Here is an 18,802-nt window from a genome sequence, read left to right on the forward strand (position 1 = left end):
GGGTCAGCGCCGGCGGCGGGTGCCGAAGACGGTGCGGGTGATCTCGCGGGCCAGGGTCGTGCCCACGCTGGTGAGGATGGCGTCCATCGGGCTGCGCGAGCTGCCGCGCGACGTCGAGCCCGACCGCGGGGCCTGCTGCGCCTTCCGGGCGTCGGCCTCCGCCTGCTTGCGCGACTGTGCGGCCTCCTTCTCGAGCTCGGCGGCGCGCTCGGTCGCCTCGCGGGTGGCGGCGTCCTGCGCGGCGCGGGCCTGCAGCAGCTCGTACGCGGACTCGCGGTCGACGGCGGCGCCGTAGCGCGCCTGCCCGGGCGACGCCGCGACGGCCGCGTCCAGGACCTGCTCCGGCGCCGGGTCCATCGAGGCCTGGGGTGCGCGCACGCGCGTCCACGCGACCGGGGTGGGGGCGCCCTTCTCGTCGAGCAGGGTGACGACGGCCTCGCCGGTGCCGAGCGACTGCAGCAGCCGCTCGAGGTCGTACGGCGAGGTGGGGAAGGTGCGGGCCGCTGCCCGCAGGGCCTTCGCGTCGTCGGGCGTGAAGGCGCGCAGCGCGTGCTGCACGCGGTTGCCGAGCTGGGCGAGCACGTCGGCGGGCACGTCCTTGGGGGACTGGGTGACGAAGAAGACGCCGACGCCCTTGCTGCGGATGAGGCGCACCGTCTGGACCACCTGCTGGAGGAAGTCCTTGGAGGCGCCCGTGAACAGCAGGTGCGCCTCGTCGAAGAAGAAGACGAGGCGCGGCTTGTCCGGGTCGCCCACCTCGGGCAGCTCCTGGAACAGCTCCGCCAGCAGCCACATGAGGAACGTGGAGAACAGCGCAGGGCGGTCCTGCACGCCGGGCAGCTCGAGGGCGGAGATCAGCCCGCGCCCGTCCGCGGACGTGCGCAGCAGGTCGGCGGTCTCGAACGCCGGCTCACCGAAGAACACGTCGCCGCCCTGCGCCTGCAGCCCCACGATCTCGCGCAGGATGACGCCGGCCGTGGCGGCCGAGACGCCGCCGATGCCCTTGAGCTCCTGCTTGCCCTCGTCGGAGGTGAGGTAGGCGATGGTGGCCTGCAGGTCCTTGAGGTCGAGCAGGGCGAGCTGCCGCGTGTCGGCCCAGTGGAAGATCAGCTCCAGGCTGGAGGACTGCGTCGCGTTGAGGCCGAGCACCTTGCTCAGCAGCAGCGGGCCGAAGTCGGTGACGGTCGTGCGGATCGGCACGCCCGTGCCCAGGCCGCCGAGCGAGTAGAACTCCACGGGGTACGACGTCGGCGCCCAGGTCTGGCCGATGCTCGCCGCCCGCTCGGCGACCTTCGGGCTGTCCGGCCCTTCGACGGCCAGTCCGGACAGGTCGCCCTTGATGTCGGCGAGGAACACCGGGACGCCCTGCGCCGACAGGCCCTCCGCCATGCCCTGCAGGGTCTTCGTCTTGCCGGTGCCCGTGGCGCCCGCGACCAGCCCGTGGCGGTTGAGCGTCGCGAGCGGGAAGCCCACCTGCACCGTCGCGTCCGGCACCGGGTCGCCGCCCAGCGGGCCGGACAGCAGGGCCCCGAGCGGCAGCGTCGGGGCGTCGGAGGCGTAGCCCGCGCGCACCTCGTCGGCGTACGACGGCGGTGCCGCGGGCTCGGCGTCGTCCGCAGGCTTGGCGTCGTCCGCAGGCTTGGCGTCGCCCGCAGGCTCGGCGTCGGTCGCGACCGGGCGACTCGTATCGGGGGCGGGTGCGGCGGCGGCCTCCGCCGCTTCGAGCGCCGCCTGGGCGGCCGCTGCCTTCGCCTCCGCCGCCTCGGCGGCGGCCTGCACCGCGGCCGCTCGCAGTGCGGCGAGGTCGGCGTCGTCGGTGGGCGGTGTCCCCTCGGCCATGGCCCGCACGCTAGCGCGGCAGGGGAGCGGGTGCGCGACGAGGAGCACGCACGAGGTTGAGAACGGTTCTCACATCTGCTTCACTACTCGGGCACATGGGAATCGTTCTCATGTGGCTTCTTCGTGCTGCCCCGACCTGGAGAGAGACGCATGCCTGCCCTCACCCGCACCACCCGCCCCGCCCGCCGGGGCCGACAGTCCGCCGCGGGCCTCCTCGCCCTCGCGGTTCCGCTCGCTCTGGCGGGCTGCGCGTCCGCGGACCCGGCCGACGGCGCCGGGTCGGCGGGGTCCTCCGCCGAGCCCTCCAGCGCGGAGACCGCCCAGGCCACCGAGGCCACCGCCGCGACCGCACGCATCGCGCTCACCTACGACGGTGGCGTGGTCGTCCTCGACGCTCAGACGCTGGAGCAGGTCGCCGACCTGCCGCTCGAGGGCTTCACGCGCCTCAACCCCGCCGGCGACGGCCGCCACCTGCTGGCCTCCACCACCGGCGGGTTCCGCGCCCTGGACCTCGGCGCATGGGCGGAGGCGCACGGCGACCACCACCACTACTGGACGTCCGAGCCGCGCCTCACCGACGTCACCTACGCCGCCGAGGAGCCCGGCCACGTCGTCGTGCACGGCGGCCGCACGGTCCTGTTCGACGACGGGACCGGCCAGGTCCGCGTGCTCGACTCCGCCCACGTCGCCGAGGGCGAGGCCCCCGCGCGGGAGCTCACGACGCCGTCGGCGCACCACGGCGTCGCGGTCGAGCTCGGGGACGACTCGCTCCTCGTCACCGAGGGCACCGAGGAGTCGCGCTCCGGCGTGCGCGTCCTGGACGCCGACGACCAGGAGATCGCGGCGAGCGACGACTGCCCGGGCGTGCACGGCGAGGCGGTCGCGGCCGACGAGGCCGTCGTCGTGGGCTGCGAGGACGGCGTCCTCGTCTACGCGGACGGCAAGCTCACCAAGGTGCAGGCGCCCGACGCCTACGGCCGCATCGGCAACCAGGCCGGCTCCGAGGAGTCGCCCGTCGTGCTCGGCGACTACAAGACCGACCCCGACGCCGAGCTGGAGCGGCCCACGCGCGTCTCGCTCGTCGACACGCGCAGCGGGGACCTGTCGCTGGTCGACCTGCCCTCGAGCTACACGTTCCGGTCCCTGGCCCGCGGTGCCGACGGCGAGGCGCTCGTGCTGGGTACCGACGGCTCGCTGCACGTCATCGACCCGGAGAGCGGAAAGCTCACGACCTCGATCCCGGTGATCGACGCCTGGGAGGAGCCCGCCGAGTGGCAGGAGCCGCGCCCCGCGGTGCTCGCGCTGGACGGGTCCGTGTACGTCACCGACCCGGCGACGAAGTCCGTGCACGCGGTGGACGTGGAGTCCGGCGAGGTCTGGAAGTCCGTCCAGCTGGACGTCGCGCCGAACGAGATCTCCGGCGTCTCGGGCGACGTGGAGGCGAGCGGCACCGACGAGCACGACCACGAGGCGCACGACGACGAGGCGCACGACCACGAGGCGCACGACGACGAGGCGCACGACCACGACTGACGGCCGCGCCGCCCGGGTCGTCCCGGGCGGCGTCGGTAGACTCCCGCCGATGCCCTCCGATCTCCCTCTCGAGCGTGGCGCGGTCCGCGTCGTCACCGACTCGACCGCCTGCCTGCCCGCCACGGACGACGGCGTCTTCGCGCCCGTCGTCGTCCCGCTGCTCGTCGTGGCGGGGGAGGAGTCGTGGCGCGAGGGCGTGGACGTCACACCCGAGGAGGTGGCCGCGCGCATCGCCGCCGGCGAGCGGCTGAGCACCTCGCAGCCCACGCCGGCCGAGTTCGCCGGCGTCTACCGCGACCTCGCCGCCGACGGCGCGCGGGCGGTCGTGGGCGTCCACCTGTCGGGGGCGCTGTCCGGCACCGTCGAGGTCGCCGCGAGCGCCGGGCAGCGCGCCATGATCCCGGTGCAGGCGGTCGACTCCCGGACGGTCGCGATGGCCCTCGGGTTCGCGGCGCTGGAGGCGGCACGGTGCGCCGCCGAGGGCCACGACGCCGCGACGGTCGCCGCCCGCGCGCGGCAGGTCGCGGGGTCGAGCACGACCGTGTTCCTCGTCGACTCGCTCGACCACTTGCGCCGCGGCGGGCGGCTGTCCGCCCCGGCGGCCGCGCTCGGTACGGCCCTCGGCGTGCGGCCCATCCTCGGCATGCGCGACGGTGCGATCGAGATGACGCAGCGCGTCCGGACGCGTCGGGCGGCGACCGACCGGCTGGTGGAGGTCGCGGTGCGGCGCGCCGAGACGTGCGAGCGACCGGGCGTGGCCGTGCACCACCTGGGCGTGCCCGACCGGGCCGACGAGCTCGCGGCGCGGCTGGCCGCGGAGACCGGGGCCGAGCCGGTCGTGACGCCGGTGAGCGCGGTGCTCGGCGCGCACGTCGGGACGGGCGCTCTCGCCGTCGTCGTCGCCGAGCTGGGCGGACGCCCCTGCGGCGCCGTGCGCTGAGGAGGCTGCCCCCAGGCGCATGCCGTCCACAGGTCACCGCGTGCGGCGGCCGCCTGGAGGTCGGTGACCCTAGCGTCGCGGCGTGACCACCACGCTGCCCCACGACCATGACGGAGCCGACGCCCCGCCACCGGCCGCCGTCGCGCCGCCTGGCACCCCGCCGCCTCCCACCCGTGCTCCGGAGGCGGGCGACGACTGGCGGGGCAGCTCCGAGCCGGAGCCGGACCGGGCTCTCGGCGAGGCCGCCGCACGGCTGCGTGCCTGGCACGCCCTGCGCGAGGGCGCCGGCGGTGACCGCGGTCACGACGCTGGTCACGACCCTGGTCACGACGCGTGGGCGGGCCCCCTCGGCGAGTCTCCGGTCGGCCCGGCGTCGTGGGGCGCGACGGGCGACGAGGACGAGCTCGCCGACCGCCTGCGCGCCCGCCGATCGGCGAGGCACGTCGCCGCCGCGTACACGGCGGCGCACGGGCACCCCGTCGACGGGCACGACGACGGCGGAGGTCCGCGCCGCTGGTCGATCGGGCTGCGGGCGGCCGTCGTGGCCTCCGTCGCCGTCCTGCTCGTGGCCGTCGTCGCCGCGGTGGTCGCGACCGCACGGCCCGACGACGTGATCACCCTCGCCGATGCGAGCGCGCCGTCCGGCGCCTCCGCCGGTCCGTCGCAACCGTCCGCCGGCCCGACCACCGGGACCGACGGGGCAGCAGGCGCGGCAGCCGACACAGCAGGGTCGGGTGACCTCGACGGGGGAGGCGCGCCCGCGACTCCCGAGACGCCGACGCCGGGCACCGTGGTCGTCCACGTCGTGGGCGAGGTGCGCGAGCCCGGCCTGGTCACGGTCCCGTCGGGCGCCCGGGTGGCGGACGCCGTGGCGGCCGCTGGCGGCACGACCCGCCGCGCCGACGCCGCCGCGCTCAACCTGGCGCGGGCGGTCGTCGACGGCGAGCAGATCCGCGTGCCGAGGCCAGGGGAGCAGGTCGCGTCGGCAGGAGGCGCGCCCGACGGCGCCGGCGAGGACGGGACCGGAGGCGGGTCCGACGCGTCGGCGGGTGGTGCCGTGAACCTCAACTCCGCGGGGGCGGCGGACCTCGAGGAGCTGCCCGGCATCGGCCCCGCGCTGGCCGAGCGGATCGTCGCGTGGCGCGACGAGAACGGGCCGTTCACCAGCGTCGACGAGCTCGACGAGGTGTCCGGGATCGGACCGTCCGTCCTCGGACAGGTCCGCGACCTGGTCACGCTGTGACGCCGCCCGTCCGGTCGGACGCCACCGGCGGGTCTGCCGACGCGGTCCCGTTGCCGGCATCCGTCCCGGCGACCGGGCCGGCCGCGCGACGGACCGACCTGGCGTCGCCACCGACGCGGCGTGTCGACCTGCGTCTCGTGCCGGCCGCCCTGGTGTCGTGGGCCGCCGCCTGGGCGTTCACGGGGCCGATGCTGGGCTGGGCCCGGACGGTGGCTGTGGGGGCGGCCCTCGCCGCTGTCGTCGCAGGGGCTGCGGTCGTCGCGGCGCGTCCCGCCCGGTGGGCGCCGTCGGACCCGTCGCGGTCGCGGAGCCCCGGGCGGAGCGAGGCCGAGCCCACTGGGGCGGGCCGGCGCCGGCGGGGCGGCGCGAGGTCCGCCGGTCTGCACGTCGTCGTCGCGCTGGCCTGCCTCGCTGCGGTGTCGCTCGGGGCGCACGCCCAGGTGGCACGGCAGGCGCCCCTGCGGTCGCTGGTCGGGCAGGGCGCGCACGCCGAGCTGGTCGGTCGCGTCGTGTCGGAGCCGCGGCCCGCCGCGTTCGGCGACGGCGAGCGCTGGCAGGTGGCCGTGCGGCAGGTGACGGCGCGCGGGATCGCGTCGTCCGCCGCGGGGCTCGTCGAGGTCACCGCGGACGGAGCGGCCCCACGCTACGGGGCGACCGTCGCGGTCTCCGGGGTGCTGCGCCCCGTCGACGCGGGTGACGGCCCGCTCGCCAGGCTGACGGCGTCGGGGCCCGCGGCCGAGCGTGCGCCGCCGACGGCCCTGCTGCGGGCGACGCACACGATGCGGTCGGCGCTCCTGGACGTCACCGACCCCCTGTCCGCCCAGGCCCGTGGGCTGGTGCCAGGCGTCGCCGTCGGCGACACGAGCCGCGTGCCCGACGCCGTCGACGAGGCGATGCGGGTCACGAGCCTCACCCACGTCACCGCGGTCTCCGGGGGGCACTTCGCGATCGTGGTCGCCGCGCTCACCGCCCTGTGCGCGCTCGCGCGGGCCCCGCGCGCCGTGCGCGTCGGCGTCGTCGCGGTCGCCGCGACGGCGTTCGTCCTGCTCGTCCGGCCCGAACCCAGCGTGCTCCGGGCCGCGTGGACGTGCGCAGCCGCGCTCCTCGCGCTCGCGCTGGGACGGCCGTCCTCGGGCGCGCCGGCCCTCGCCGCGGCGGCGACGGTGCTGCTCGTCGTCGACCCGTGGCTCGCGCGGTCCTACGGCTTCGTCCTGTCGTGCGCGGCGACGGCCGGCCTCGTGCTCCTGGCTGGACCGCTCGCCCGCCGGCTCGCGCCGTGGACCGGCCGTCCGCTCGCGTTCGCGCTCGCGGTCCCGTGGGCCGCCCAGGCCGCGTGCGGGCCGGTGCTGCTCCTGCTCGACCCGCACGTGCCGCTGATGTCCGTGCCGGCGAACCTGCTCGCGACCCCCGCCCTGGTGCCGGCCACCGTGCTCGGGCTCGTGGCCACGCTGATCGCCCCGTGGGCGCCCGTGGTCGCCCTGCCCGTCGCGTGGCTGGCGGGCCTGTCGACGGGGTGGATCGCGGGCGTGGCCCAGTCCTTCGCCGCCGTGCCGGGCGGCCGCCTGCCCTGGCCCGCCGGGCCGCTCGGGGTGGCGGCGCTGACGCTCCTCACGGTCGCGGCCCTCGCGCTCGTGCTGCGTCGGCCGCCCGGCGAGGGCTGGCGGCGCGAGTGGCGGGAGGCCGCCCCGCGCGCCGTGCGCCGGGCGCGGCGGCAGGTCCGGCGGGCCGCGCTGCGGCACGGCCGCGCGCGGGCGGCCACGGTCGCCGGGCTGGCCGGCGCCGCGCTGCTGGCGGTCCTCGTGGTCACGGTGCCCCGGCTCGCCGGCGCCGGCCATGCCGTGCCGGACGACTGGCAGGTGGCCGCCTGCGACGTCGGACAGGGCGACTCGCTCGCGGTGCGGACCGGCCCGTCGTCGGCGGTGGTGGTGGACGTCGGCCCCGACGGCGAGGCGGCCGGCCGGTGCCTCGACCGGCTCGGCGTCACGACCGTGGACCTGCTCGTGCTCAGCCACTTCCACGCCGACCACGTGGGCGGGCTCGCCGCCGTGCTGCGCGGCCGCTCGGTCACGGCAGCGCTCGTCTCGCCGCTGGACGCGCCGGAGGGGCAGGCGTCCGCCGTGCGGTCCAGCCTCGGGGCCGCCGGCGTGCCGGTCCGTGCGGCGGACGCCGGCGACGGCGGGACGGCAGGCTCGGCGACGTGGCGGGTGCTGGCGGCGTCGGGCGGGCCCCGCGCCGAGGGCTCCCACGCCGCCGGGTCGGGCGTCGGGGACGAGGGCGACGGCGTGAACGACGCCAGCGTGGCCCTCGAGCTGCGCACGGCCGGCGGGCTCGACGTCGTCGCGCTCGGCGACCTGGAGGAGGGCGCGCAGGACGCCCTCGCCGCCGCCCTCGCCGCGACCGGGAGCGCGGCCGACGTCGACGTGGTGAAGATGGCCCACCACGGGTCGCGGTCGCAGTCCGCTGCGCTCGCGGGTCACCTGTCGCCGCGCGTCACGCTGGTGAGCGTCGGTGCCGACAACACCTACGGGCACCCGACCGACGACGCGCTCGCCCTCTACGCGTCCGTGGGGTCCGCGCTGGTGCGGACCGACGAGTGCGGCACCGCGGCGCTCGTCGTCCGAGGGCAGGAGATCGGTCTGGCGTGCGGCTGACGGGGGCCACCGGAGACCGACCGGGTACGGCGTGGGACGGGGACGGGAGGTCGTGCGCGGGTGAGCAGGGGAGTCGGCGGTTCGTGGCAGGCTGGGGGCGTGCCCGCAGCCTCCACGTCCCGACAGCCCCGTCCCGCCCGGAAGGGGAGGCCGTCGGCGAACAGCCGGCCGTGGGACGACCCCACGCTGGCGCCGGTCCTCCTGGTGCGCGGGCCGGAGGGACTGCTCGCCGAGCGGGCGGTGGACGGCGTCGTCGGCCTGGCGCGCGAGCGCGACGCCACCACCGAGAAGGCCGAGCTCGACGGCGGCACGTACGCCGCGGGCCAGCTGGCCGTCGCGGCGAGCCCGTCGCTGTTCGGCGAGCCGAGCGTCGTCGTCGTGCGGGGTGCCGAGGCGGCCACCGAGGACCTCGTCGCGGACGTGGTCGCGTACGTCGCGGCGCCCGACCCGGAGACGGTCGTCGTGGTGGTGCACGGGGGCGGGCAGCGGGGCAAGAAGATGCTCGACGCGATCGTCGCCAGCGGCGCCCCCGTGCTCGAGTGCGAGCCGATCTCCAAGGACGCCGACAAGGTCCAGTTCGTGACGGCCGAGTTCCGCGCCGCCCGCCGCCGGGCGGACGCGGCGGCGGTCCGGGCGCTCGTCGACGCGCTGGGCACGGACTTGCGCGAGCTCGCGTCCGCCTGCTCGCAGCTCGTCGCGGACACGACCGGCACCATCAGCGAGGCCGTCGTCGACCGGTACTACGGCGGGCGGGTCGAGGCGACGGGCTTCAAGGTCGCGGACGCGGCGGTCGCGGGGGACACGGGGGGTGCGGTCGCCCTCCTGCGCCACGCCCTGGCGACGGGCGCCGACCCGGTGCCGATCGTCGCCGCCCTCGCGCTGCGCCTGCGCACCCTGGCGCGGGTCGCGGCCATCCGTGGCGGCGCGGCCACCGCGCGGCAGCTGGGGCTGCAGGACTGGCAGGTGCGCAACGCCCAGCGGGACCTCTCCCGCTGGACCCCCGAGGGGCTCGCGACCGCCATCGGCGCCGTCGCCCAGGCCGATGCTGACGTCAAGGGCGGCGGCCGCGACCCGGTCTACGCCGTCGAGAAGGCCGTGCTGACGATCGCCCGCTCCCGCCGCGGCTGACCCCACCCCGCGGTGAGCGGGCGATCGGCCCCGGAGCTCGTGCGAGGCGGGCTCGTCTCCCGCTCACCGCGCCTGCAGGCCCGCCGCAGGGCCGCGGGACGCGCGAAGGGCGCCGCACCCGGTGGGTGCGGCGCCCTTCGGAGCCTTGCTGGTCCGCCCCGACGTGAGAGGCGTCAGGCGGACGGAGCGCGACGACTACAGGCGACTCAGAGAGCCTCGACCTGCTTCGCGATGGCCGACTTGCGGTTCGCGGCCTGGTTGGCGTGGATGACGCCCTTCGAGACGGCCTTGTCGAGCTTGCGGGACGCGGCCTGCAGCGCGGTGGTCGCGGCCTCCTTGTCGCCCGCGGCGACGGCCTCGCGCACCTTGCGCACGTAGGTCTTCAGCTCAGACTTGACGGCCTTGTTGCGCAGGCGCGCCTTCTCGTTCGTCTTGATGCGCTTGATCTGGGACTTGATGTTTGCCACGTGTGGACTTCCTGGTGTGTTCGCCTGCCGGCGAGCGGATAGGTCGTAGAGGGCGGCCACAGCTCCGGGACTGGGGTGGGGAACCCGTGGAGAGGAACTGCGGCTGTGCCCGCCGACCTGGGCGGACACGCAAACATCAACGATAGCAGAGGGGTCCAGCCCGGCAGAACCGCGTGCGCGGTGCCGGTCTGTGAGATCCGCCCGGGCATCCGCCCAGGTCGGGCCGGACGCCGGATCAGCGGCGCGCGTCCGCCATCGCCCGGGCGACCCGGTCGAACGTCCGGCGGTCCATGACGGCGCCCTCGCGGCGCACGGCCTGCGGGTCCACGCGGATCACACGGTTGAGGCGCACCTCGCTCGGGCGCTTCCGCGAGTCCCACGCCCCGGTGCCGACGTCCATCCAGAGGCGCCCGTGCCGGGCCTCCTGCGCGGCGTCGCGGTCGTGGTCCTTGCTGGTGAGCTGCAGGGCCAGCAACCACGGGCCGTCGCGGCCCACGAGCAGCACCGGCCGGTCCTTGCCCTGGCTGTGGTCCTCCTCGTACGGCACCCACGTCCAGACGACCTCGCCCGGGTCGGGCTCGCCGTCCATGTTCGGGGAGTACGCCGGGCGCACCGTGCCCGTGTAGTCGCCGGGGTAGCCGGCGGCCCGGGCGGGCGTCGTCGTGCCGCGCCGGTTCGACGCGGGGCGGGGGCTCGAGGGACGGGTGGTGGAGGTGGGCCGCGCGGAGCCGCGCGACGACGGGCGGGTCGCCGCGCGCAGCACGTCCACCAGCAGGTTCAGCCATCGGTTCGCCACGGCGGACAGCCTACGTGCGGGTCACTCGAGCACGAACCGCGCCAGCCGGTCGGCCATCGCCTCGGGCTCCCACGAGTGGTCGGCGCCGGCCACCGTCTCGGCGGTCCCGTCCGGCACCGCGGCGGCCAGGTCGCGCGCGGCCTCCGGCATCCCGGGGAACGTCCGCTCCCCGGTCATGGCCAGCAGGGGCGTCGCCAGGCCCGCGAGCCCGCCGTCCTCCAGCGCCCGCGTCGCCCAGACGAGCGACAGCGCGTCGGCGCGCTGCGAGACGGCGGACGCCGCGATCGCGGGCCAGTCCGGCGAGGCCTTCGCCCCGGCGAGCCACTCCGGCGGCATGTCCTTCATGTACTGCTCGGTGGCGCCCTCGAGGTCGCCGGCGTCGAGCCGGCGCACGAACTCCCCGGCCCACGCCGCGGTCGCGTCGGCGCCGGACTCCAGCGGCGCCTCCCACAGCGCGAGCCCCAGGACAGGCAGGCCCGCGGCGGCGGCGCGCAGCGAGATCGAGCAGCCGGACGAGTGCCCGCAGAGCACGGCGGCCCCGCCCGCGGCGTCGAGCACGGCCGCGACGGCGTCCAGCTCGCGGTCCAGGTCGAGACGCCCGGAGGCGGGGGAGTCGCCGCGGCCGAGCCGGTCGAAGACGACGGTCGTGACGCCCGCCTGCGCCAGGAGCTCGGCCGTGCGGGTCGTCACCGGGTCGACGGCGCGGAACGGCCCGGCGCCGGCGACGAAGACGACGGCGGGGCCGGAGCCGCGCAGGTCGTAGGTGACGCGGTCGCCGCGCGCGGTGGTGGCGGTGGCCGTGGTGAGGTCGGTGGCTGCGGGGGGCGTGGCGGTCTCGTCTGTCATGCCGGGTGGACCGACCGGCCCGCCGCGACTCATCGGACGGGACCGTCAGGGCACGAGCGGCTCGGCGAGCACGCGCTGCGCCGCATCCAGGTCGCCCTCGACGACGGCGCCGGCCTCCGCGAGCGTGAGCCGACCCCACAGCAGCAGGTCGAGCCGCTGCGCCGGCGCCGCGAGCGTCGCGTCCACCCGGTCGTCGGCGGAGGCCGCGGAGGCACCGAGCGTCCAGGACCAGCCGAGGTCGGAGGCGACCACGCGGAGCCGGTCGGCGAGCGGCGCCATCCGGCCGAGCCGCACCTGTCGCGGCTGGAACATCGCCACGATCTCGTCGACGCCGTCGCCCCAGACCTCGGGCGCGACGGCGACCGCGCCCAGCGCGTCCGGTCCGGACCCCCGCCGCGCGGCGCGCAGGTCGTGCAGGTGCACCAGCGTCTCGTGCAGCTGTCGCCGCCACCAGAACGACGCGGGGCCGTCGCCGAGCAGCGTCTGCGCGGCACCCTCCGGGCCGGCGGCGTCGAGCGTCGTACGCAGGTCGGCGGCGTGCCGGGCGTAGAGCGCGGCGAGAGCCCCGCGCGAGCCCGGGCCCGTGAGGTCGGGCGCGGGCAGGTCCTCGTCGCGCGACGGGTCGCCCACGGCCATGCCTGCCGCCCAGTGGTGCACGCCCGCGAGGTGCAGCACCAGCTCGGCCGCGCGCCAGTCGCCGCAGGCCGGGACGAGGGCGTCGGGCGCGACGTCGGCCGCCGCGGAGGCGAACTCGTCCTGCAGCCGGGCCAGCAGGGCCAGGCGGTCGGGCTCGGGGCCGCCGTCGGTGCGGCGCCCCGTGCGCGGGTCGACGTCGGGGCGGGGCTGCGCGGCGGGCGGGGTCGGCATGGCGCGAGGCTAGCGCCAGGACCGGCCAGTCCGGGAGGGGTGTCTCAGGCGCCCAGGACGGCGTCGACCTCGCCGAGGAAGTCGTCCAGGTCGTCGGGGGTCCGGGAGGTCACGAGCGGGAAGCCCGCGCCGTCGTCGCGCACCACGGACCGGTCCACCCAGCGGCCGCCGGCGTTGCGCACGTCGGTCGCGAGGGACGGGTAGGAGGTGAGGGTCGCGCCGCCGACGCACCCGGCCTCGACCACCGCCCACGGGCCGTGGCAGATGGCGGCGACGGGCCTGCCGGAGTGCGCGAACGTCGTGACGAGCCCGATCGCGGCCTCCTGCAGGCGCAGGGTGTCCGCGTTGATCGTGCCGCCGGGCACCAGCAGGAGGTCGACGCCGTCGGGGTCGACGGCGTCGTACGTCGTGTCGGCGCGCACGGCCCGCCCGGGGTCCTTGTCGCCGACGAGGGTGCGGACGTCGCCCGGCTCGTTCGAGGCGACCACCACCTCCGCGCCCGCGGCGCGCAGGTGCTCGAGCGGGACGACGAGCTCGTCCTGCTCGACGCCGTAGCTCGTCACGATCGCCAGGACGCGCTTGCCGGTCAGTGCGGTGTCGGTCATGTCGGGGCTCCTCCCGTCACGTCGGTCGGTGGACCCCGACCGTACGCAGCGGGGCGCGACGCCCGCACGCGGGACGTGCCCGGGACCGCGGCGGACAACCTCATGGGACAATGGCCGGGCCTCGTCACCACCGACGACACCCATCCAGCGACCCTGACGGAGCGAATCGCGTTGCCCATCCCCGGACCCGCGCTGCGTGCGCGCATCGAGCCGAACGCCACGGCGCCCGAGCTCATCCGCAACTTCTGCATCATCGCGCACATCGACCACGGCAAGTCGACGCTCGCCGACCGCATGCTGCAGCTCACCGGCGTCGTCGAGCCGCGGGCCATGCGGGCGCAGTACCTCGACCGGATGGACATCGAGCGCGAGCGCGGCATCACCATCAAGTCGCAGGCCGTGCGCATGCCGTGGCAGCTGGGCGAGCAGCCCCACGCGCTCAACATGATCGACACGCCGGGGCACGTCGACTTCACCTACGAGGTCTCCCGCTCGCTCGCGGCCTGCGAGGGCGCCGTCCTGCTGGTCGACGCGGCGCAGGGCATCGAGGCGCAGACCCTCGCCAACCTGTACCTGGCGATGGAGAACGACCTCGAGATCATCCCGGTCCTCAACAAGATCGACCTGCCGGCGGCGCAGCCGGAGAAGTACGCCGAGGAGCTCGCGGGCCTGGTCGGCGGCGACCCCGAGGACGTCCTCAAGGTCTCCGGCAAGACCGGCGAGGGCGTCGAGGCGCTGCTCGACCGCATCGTCGAGCGGGTCCCGGCCCCCGTCGGCGACGCCGACGCCCCGGCCCGCGCGATGATCTTCGACTCCGTGTACGACACCTACCGCGGCGTCGTCACGTACGTGCGCGTCGTGGACGGCAACCTCAACCCGCGCGAGCGCATCGCGATGATGTCGACGCGCGCCACGCACGAGCTGCTCGAGATCGGCGTCATCTCGCCCGAGGCCAACCCCACCAAGGGGCTCGGGGTCGGCGAGGTCGGCTACCTCATCACGGGCGTGAAGGACGTGCGCCAGTCGAAGGTCGGCGACACGGTCACGAACATGGCGAAGCCTGCCGAGGAGGCGCTCGGCGGGTACAGCGACCCGAAGCCGATGGTGTTCTCCGGCCTGTACCCGGTGGACGGCACGGACTACCCGGCGCTCCGCGACGCCCTCGACAAGCTCAAGCTCAACGACGCCGCGCTCAACTACGAGCCGGAGACGTCGGTCGCGCTCGGCTTCGGCTTCCGCGTCGGCTTCCTCGGCCTGCTTCACCTGGAGATCGTCCGCGAGCGGCTCGAGCGCGAGTTCGACCTCGACCTCATCTCCACCGCCCCGAACGTCGTCTACGACGTGACGCTCGACGACGGCACCGAGGTGAAGGTGACCAACCCGTCGGAGTTCCCGGGCGGCAAGATCAAGGAGGTCCGCGAGCCGGTGGTGCGCGCGACCATCCTCGCTCCGAGCGAGTTCGTGGGCACGGTCATGGGCCTGTGCAACGACCGCCGCGGGCAGATGCTCGGCATGGACTACCTGTCGGAGGACCGCGTCGAGCTGCGCTTCACGCTGCCGCTCGCGGAGATCGTCTTCGACTTCTTCGACCACCTGAAGTCCCGCACCCGCGGCTACGCCTCGCTGGACTACGAGCCCTCGGGCGACCAGGCGGCCGACCTCGTGAAGGTCGACATCCTGCTGCAGGGCGAGCAGGTGGACGCGTTCAGCGCCATCGTGCACAAGGACAAGGCCTACGACTACGGCGTCATGATGACGGCGAAGCTCAAGGAGATCATCCCGCGCCAGCAGTTCGAGGTGCCGATCCAGGCCGCCGTCGGCGCCCGGGTGATCGCCCGCGAGACGGTGCGCGCGATGCGCAAGGACGTGCTCGCCAAGTGCTACGGCGGAGACATCAGCCGTAAGCGCAAGCTGCTGGAGAAGCAGAAGGAGGGCAAGAAGCGCATGAAGAACATCGGGTCCGTCGAGGTCCCGAAGGACGCTTTCATCGCCGCGCTCTCCTCCGACGGCGGCGGCGGCAAGGACGCCAAGGACAAGAAGAAGTAGTGCCCGCGCTGCCTGAGGGCACGCCCGTGCCCGACGACGGCGCGCTGCCGGGGTGGGTGCGGCCCTCGCCGTCCGCTCCGGACGGCGCCGGCCGGCCGTTCGGCGTGTACGTCCACGTGCCGTTCTGCTCGGTGCGCTGCGGCTACTGCGACTTCAACACGTACACGGCGTCCGAGCTGGGCGGCGGCGCGAACCAGGCGGCGTACGCCACGACCGCGCTGCGCGAGGTCGACCTCGCGGCCCGCGTGCTCGACGACGCGGGCCTGGGGTCGCGCCCCGTGTCCACGGTGTTCTTCGGCGGCGGCACGCCCACCATGCTGCCCGCCGCGGACCTCGCGCGGATCCTGCGCGGCGTCGACGACACGTGGGGGCTCGCGGACGGGGCCGAGGTCACCACCGAGGCCAACCCGGACTCGGTGACGCCCGAGTCGCTGCGGCTGCTCGCGGACGCCGGGTTCACACGGGTCTCGTTCGGGATGCAGTCCGCGGTGCCGCACGTGCTCGCGACGCTCGAGCGCACCCACGACCCGCGCCGCGTGCCCGACGTCGTGACCTGGGCGCGCGACGCCGGGCTCGACGTCTCCCTCGACCTCATCTACGGCACGCCGGGCGAGTCCCTCGAGGACTGGCGGACGTCCCTCGAGGCGGTGCTCGCCACCGGCGTCGACCACGTGTCGGCGTACGCGCTCGTCGTCGAGCCGGGCACGAAGATGCACGCCCAGGTGCGCCGGGGCGAGCTCGCGCTGCCCGACGAGGACGACCAGGCCGCCAAGTACGAGCTGGCCGACGACCTGCTGACGGACGCGGGCCTCGGCTGGTACGAGGTGAGCAACTGGGCGCGCGGGCCGGAGCACGCGTGCCGGCACAACCTCGCCTACTGGCGCGGCGACGACTGGTGGGGGATCGGTCCCGGCGCGCACTCGTACGTCGCGGGCCCGGCGGGCGGTGCCGATGCCGTCGCCGGCATCGAGGGCGTCGAGGGCATCGAGGGGATCGAGCACGCGGGTGTGCGCTGGTGGAACGTCAAGCACCCGCGTCGCTACGCCGCCCTCCTGGAGTCCGGCGCGTCGCCGGGCGCCGGCCGCGAGCTGCTCACACCCGCCGAGGCCCGGCTGGAGCGGGTGCTGCTCGGCGTGCGCGTGCGCGAGGGCCTGGAGATCGCGGCACTCGACCCGTCGCGCCGCTCGGCGGTCGCCGGGCTCGTCGCGCGCGGCCTGGTCGACGGCGTCGCCGCCGTGCGCGGTCGCGTCGTCCTCACCCGCCGCGGCCGCCTCCTCGCGGACTCCGTCGTCCGCGAGCTCACCCCCTGATCGTTGCGCCCACAACGGCGAGCCGGGCGGGTCAGGAGATCATGCGGATGTTGAGCGGGTAGCGGTACGCCTCGTGGCGGTTCACGGCGACGGCGGCGAGGATCGCGAACACGATCGACGTGACCCACGCCGCGATGAGGATGACGATCCCGACCAGGGCGATGAGCAGGATCAGCCCGACGATGTACGCGATCAGCAGGGTGAGCTGGAAGTTCAGGGACTCCTTGGCCTGGTCGGCGACGTAGGCGCTCCGGTCGCGCAGGAACAGCCAGATCAGCAGCGGCACGAGGAAGGGCAGGATCCCCGCGCTCAGGAGCGCCAGGATCGGCGGCCCGAGGTGCGCGACCATCGCCCAGGTGCGCTCGTCCGACGGCGAGAGAGGCTGCGGCCCGTACCCGTACGGGGGCTGGCCGCCGTACGGCGGCTGGCCCGGCGGCTGGCCGCCGTAGGGCGGCTGGCCCGGGGGCGGACCCGCCGGTGGCTGCTGCGGCGGCGGTCCGTACGGCGGGGTGCTCATGGAGCCATCTTCGCGCATCTGCGGTGGTCACGTGCGGTGGCGGAGGCGTTCGGGGGCGGCCAGAGTGGGCGAAGGCGCCGACCCCGCCGGGTGCGTCGCCCGGACCCACTCAGGAGGAACGATGAGCGAGAACACGCCGCAGCAGCCCGGCGACCCCCAGGAGCCGCCGCGTCAGCCGGGGTACCAGCCGCCGCCCGGTCAGCCCGCCCCGCAGCCGCCGTACGGGCACCAGCCGCCCGCCGGCCCGCCCCCGCACGGCGGTGAGCCGCCCTACGGCGACCAGCCCTACGCGCAGCCGCAGCAGCCGTACGAGGGGCAGATGCCGGACCCGGGCCTCTACCCGGGCTCCGAGTACCCGCCGGACCGGTCGGCGGGACCGATCACGCCCCACGGCGAGGGCAGCGGCTTCCTCAGCGCGCTGTTCGACTACTCCTTCAGCCGGTACATCACGCCCAGCGTGGTGAAGGTCGTCTACATCATCGTGACGGTGCTGGTCGCGCTGGCGTGGCTGTCGGGCCTCGTCGCCACGTTCTCCCAGTCGATCTGGGGCGGGATCCTCTACCTCGTGTTCGGGTGGATCATCGCGCTCGTGTACCTGGCGCTCGCCCGCATCACGCTGGAGTTCTTCGTCGCCGTCATCTCGGTGTCGGAGAAGGTCAACGCCTACGCGGAGCGGGACGGCATCCGCACCCGCTGAGCGCCGCGGGAGCCGCGGTCACGCCGTGACGAAGTCGATCAGCTCCTCGACCCGGCCCAGCAGGGCCGGGTCGAGGTCGCGGTAGTCCCGCACGGTCGCGAGGATCCGCTGCCACGCGCGGCCGACGTCCTCGGTCGACGACGCCGGCCAGCCCAGCTCGCGCAGGATGCCGCGCTTCCACTCCGTGCCCCGCTCGATGGTGGGCCACGACGTCAGACCCAGCCGCTCCGCCTTCACGGCCTGCCACACGTCGACGTACGGGTGGCCCAGCACCAGGACCGTCCCGCGCGGCACCCGCCGGAGGGCGTCGTCGGCGAGGCGCCGCTCCTTCGACCCGGGCACCAGGTGGTCGACCAGCACGCCCACCCGCCGCTCCGGCGTCGGGGCGAACTCGTCGAGGGCGTCCGCGAGGTTGTCCACGCCGTCGAGCAGCTCGACCACGACGCCCTCGACGCGCAGGTCGTCGCCCCACACCTTCTCGACCAGCTCGGCGTCGTGCTTGCCCTCGACCCAGATGCGCGACCCGCGGGCCACCCGCGCGCGCTGGTCGTGCACCGCCACCGAGCCAGACGCCGTCCGGGTGGGCCGCGCGGGGGCGCGGGAGGTCACGGGAGCCGTCAGCTCCACCGGCTGCCCGTCCACCCAGAAGCCCGGGCCCAGCGGGAAGGACCGCGTGCGCCCGCGCCGGTCCTCCAGCACCACGAGGTGGATGCCGCCCGACTTCTCCACGCGCACCACGGCGCCCACCCAGCCCGTCGTGACCTCCTCGACCACGAGGCCGTGGTCTGCCGCGCGGGGCCGGGTCACCGGTCGGCGGCGATGATGCGCGGAGCCGTCCGGCGCTCCCGGGGAGCGGGAGCCGGAGGAGGACAGGACGTCGGAGCCGTAGCGGTCGTGCACGGCCGTGAGCCTACGGTCGCGACCCCGGGGGAGCGGCGCCCGACTCGCGCCGCGCGCCGCCCGGTCGGGACCGGACGGCGCGCGGCAGGGGTGCGGGTGGGCGTGTCGGGTGACGCTGCTGCGTGCTCCGCTCACGCGTGGCGCGGTCGGTGCAGCGGTGCCATCGCGGGACGACGCCGGGGCTCCACCGGCGCGGCCGGTCCCGACGGCTCCGCGTCCGCGACGGCGTCCTGGAGCGCGCGGCGCGAGGCGCGGAGCTCGTGCGCCAGGCGGCGCAGCGCGACCTCGCGCTCGAGCTCCTCCTGACGGCGCTCGAAGAGCATGTCGTACACGTGCGGATCCATGATGTCCTCCAGCCGGGGTGTGGTGTCACGCCTAGGGAGGAGGGCGCACGGCCTCGCGTACACGACTGCTCAG

Annotated in this window: 17 protein-coding genes; 8 read left to right on the forward strand and 9 right to left on the reverse strand. The window is 75.8% G+C overall.

All coding sequences use genetic code 11. The features are described 5' to 3' along the window. Positions 1-3: 3 nt before the first annotated feature. Positions 4-1,839, reverse strand: a complete 1,836-nt coding sequence (locus ACH443_RS07265) for a helicase HerA-like domain-containing protein (RefSeq protein WP_430589913.1) — start codon at positions 1,837-1,839, stop codon at positions 4-6. Between the two features lie 150 nt (positions 1,840-1,989). Between ACH443_RS07265 and aztD the strand changes: the two genes are divergently transcribed. The 5 genes from aztD (at position 1,990) to holA (ending at position 9,334) form a co-directional block, all read left to right on the forward strand. Then, positions 1,990-3,372: a zinc metallochaperone AztD gene (gene aztD, locus ACH443_RS07270; protein WP_430589914.1), complete on the forward strand. Its 1,383-nt coding sequence runs from the start codon at positions 1,990-1,992 to the stop codon at positions 3,370-3,372. A 49-nt stretch (positions 3,373-3,421) separates the two neighbouring features. Then, positions 3,422-4,312: a DegV family protein gene (locus ACH443_RS07275; RefSeq protein WP_429764105.1), complete on the forward strand. Its 891-nt coding sequence runs from the start codon at positions 3,422-3,424 to the stop codon at positions 4,310-4,312. 82 nt (positions 4,313-4,394) lie between these two features. Next, positions 4,395-5,555: a ComEA family DNA-binding protein gene (locus ACH443_RS07280; RefSeq protein WP_430589915.1), complete on the forward strand. Its 1,161-nt coding sequence runs from the start codon at positions 4,395-4,397 to the stop codon at positions 5,553-5,555. Positions 5,556-5,692: 137 nt separating this feature from the next. Next, positions 5,693-8,206 carry a ComEC/Rec2 family competence protein gene (locus ACH443_RS07285; RefSeq protein ID WP_430589916.1) on the forward strand — a complete coding sequence of 838 codons (2,514 nt, stop codon included), beginning with the start codon at positions 5,693-5,695 and terminating at the stop codon, positions 8,204-8,206. A 99-nt stretch (positions 8,207-8,305) separates the two neighbouring features. Beyond that, positions 8,306-9,334 carry a DNA polymerase III subunit delta gene (gene holA / locus ACH443_RS07290; protein WP_430556718.1) on the forward strand — a complete coding sequence of 343 codons (1,029 nt, stop codon included), beginning with the start codon at positions 8,306-8,308 and terminating at the stop codon, positions 9,332-9,334. 206 nt (positions 9,335-9,540) lie between these two features. On the opposite strand, the gene rpsT is transcribed toward holA, so the two are convergent. The 5 genes from rpsT to ACH443_RS07315 form a co-directional block, all read right to left on the reverse strand. Continuing rightward, entirely contained in the window at positions 9,541-9,801 is a 261-nt protein-coding gene (gene rpsT / locus ACH443_RS07295) for a 30S ribosomal protein S20 (RefSeq protein ID WP_429732257.1), read from the reverse strand. Between the two features lie 235 nt (positions 9,802-10,036). Continuing rightward, positions 10,037-10,597: a type II toxin-antitoxin system PemK/MazF family toxin gene (locus ACH443_RS07300; RefSeq protein ID WP_430589917.1), complete on the reverse strand. Its 561-nt coding sequence runs from the start codon at positions 10,595-10,597 to the stop codon at positions 10,037-10,039. Between the two features lie 21 nt (positions 10,598-10,618). Continuing rightward, entirely contained in the window at positions 10,619-11,443 is an 825-nt protein-coding gene (locus ACH443_RS07305) for an alpha/beta fold hydrolase (RefSeq protein ID WP_429764112.1), read from the reverse strand. 45 nt (positions 11,444-11,488) lie between these two features. Then, positions 11,489-12,310 (reverse strand): maleylpyruvate isomerase family mycothiol-dependent enzyme, encoded by an 822-nt coding sequence (locus ACH443_RS07310; RefSeq protein ID WP_430556715.1) that lies wholly within the window; start codon positions 12,308-12,310, stop codon positions 11,489-11,491. Positions 12,311-12,354: 44 nt separating this feature from the next. After that, positions 12,355-12,915 carry a DJ-1/PfpI/YhbO family deglycase/protease gene (locus ACH443_RS07315; RefSeq protein ID WP_430589918.1) on the reverse strand — a complete coding sequence of 187 codons (561 nt, stop codon included), beginning with the start codon at positions 12,913-12,915 and terminating at the stop codon, positions 12,355-12,357. A 171-nt stretch (positions 12,916-13,086) separates the two neighbouring features. Here ACH443_RS07315 and lepA point away from each other — a divergent pair, with 171 nt between their 5' ends. Both lepA and hemW read left to right on the forward strand, forming a co-directional pair. Continuing rightward, positions 13,087-14,961 (forward strand): translation elongation factor 4, encoded by a 1,875-nt coding sequence (lepA, locus tag ACH443_RS07320; RefSeq protein ID WP_429764118.1) that lies wholly within the window; start codon positions 13,087-13,089, stop codon positions 14,959-14,961. Then, positions 14,961-16,271, forward strand: a complete 1,311-nt coding sequence (gene hemW / locus ACH443_RS07325; protein ID WP_430589919.1) for a radical SAM family heme chaperone HemW — start codon at positions 14,961-14,963, stop codon at positions 16,269-16,271. The genes lepA and hemW overlap by 1 nt, the downstream gene beginning before the upstream one ends. A 31-nt stretch (positions 16,272-16,302) precedes the next feature. Here the strand turns inward: hemW and ACH443_RS07330 are convergent, their stop codons facing one another. Next, entirely contained in the window at positions 16,303-16,788 is a 486-nt protein-coding gene (locus ACH443_RS07330; RefSeq protein WP_430589920.1) for a DUF4870 domain-containing protein, read from the reverse strand. Between the two features lie 121 nt (positions 16,789-16,909). Here ACH443_RS07330 and ACH443_RS07335 point away from each other — a divergent pair, with 121 nt between their 5' ends. Further along, positions 16,910-17,485: a DUF4282 domain-containing protein gene (locus ACH443_RS07335; RefSeq protein ID WP_429764124.1), complete on the forward strand. Its 576-nt coding sequence runs from the start codon at positions 16,910-16,912 to the stop codon at positions 17,483-17,485. An 18-nt stretch (positions 17,486-17,503) separates the two neighbouring features. Here ACH443_RS07335 and ACH443_RS07340 read toward each other — a convergent pair whose 3' ends face one another. Both ACH443_RS07340 and ACH443_RS07345 read right to left on the reverse strand, forming a co-directional pair. After that, positions 17,504-18,385 (reverse strand): DUF3097 domain-containing protein, encoded by an 882-nt coding sequence (locus ACH443_RS07340; protein WP_429764126.1) that lies wholly within the window; start codon positions 18,383-18,385, stop codon positions 17,504-17,506. A gap of 131 nt (positions 18,386-18,516) precedes the next feature. Continuing rightward, the gene (locus tag ACH443_RS07345) at positions 18,517-18,729 is read right to left on the reverse strand and encodes a hypothetical protein (protein WP_429764128.1); all 213 of its coding nucleotides are present in this window, start codon (positions 18,727-18,729) and stop codon (positions 18,517-18,519) included. Between the last annotated feature and the right edge of the window lie 73 nt (positions 18,730-18,802).

The sequence above is a fragment of the Isoptericola sp. NPDC019571 genome (assembly GCF_044389385.1).
Taxonomy (GTDB): domain Bacteria; phylum Actinomycetota; class Actinomycetes; order Actinomycetales; family Cellulomonadaceae; genus Isoptericola; species Isoptericola nanjingensis.

Coding starts and splice junctions, on each gene's coding strand:
- ACH443_RS07265 (WP_430589913.1), bottom strand. CDS start 1,839: ATGGCCGAGGGGACACCGCCCACCGACGACGCCGACCTCGCCGCACTG.
- aztD (WP_430589914.1), top strand. CDS start 1,990: ATGCCTGCCCTCACCCGCACCACCCGCCCCGCCCGCCGGGGCCGACAG.
- ACH443_RS07275 (WP_429764105.1), top strand. CDS start 3,422: ATGCCCTCCGATCTCCCTCTCGAGCGTGGCGCGGTCCGCGTCGTCACC.
- ACH443_RS07305 (WP_429764112.1), bottom strand. CDS start 11,443: ATGACAGACGAGACCGCCACGCCCCCCGCAGCCACCGACCTCACCACG.
- ACH443_RS07310 (WP_430556715.1), bottom strand. CDS start 12,310: ATGCCGACCCCGCCCGCCGCGCAGCCCCGCCCCGACGTCGACCCGCGC.
- ACH443_RS07315 (WP_430589918.1), bottom strand. CDS start 12,915: ATGACCGACACCGCACTGACCGGCAAGCGCGTCCTGGCGATCGTGACG.
- ACH443_RS07330 (WP_430589920.1), bottom strand. CDS start 16,788: ATGAGCACCCCGCCGTACGGACCGCCGCCGCAGCAGCCACCGGCGGGT.
- ACH443_RS07335 (WP_429764124.1), top strand. CDS start 16,910: ATGAGCGAGAACACGCCGCAGCAGCCCGGCGACCCCCAGGAGCCGCCG.
- ACH443_RS07345 (WP_429764128.1), bottom strand. CDS start 18,729: ATGGATCCGCACGTGTACGACATGCTCTTCGAGCGCCGTCAGGAGGAG.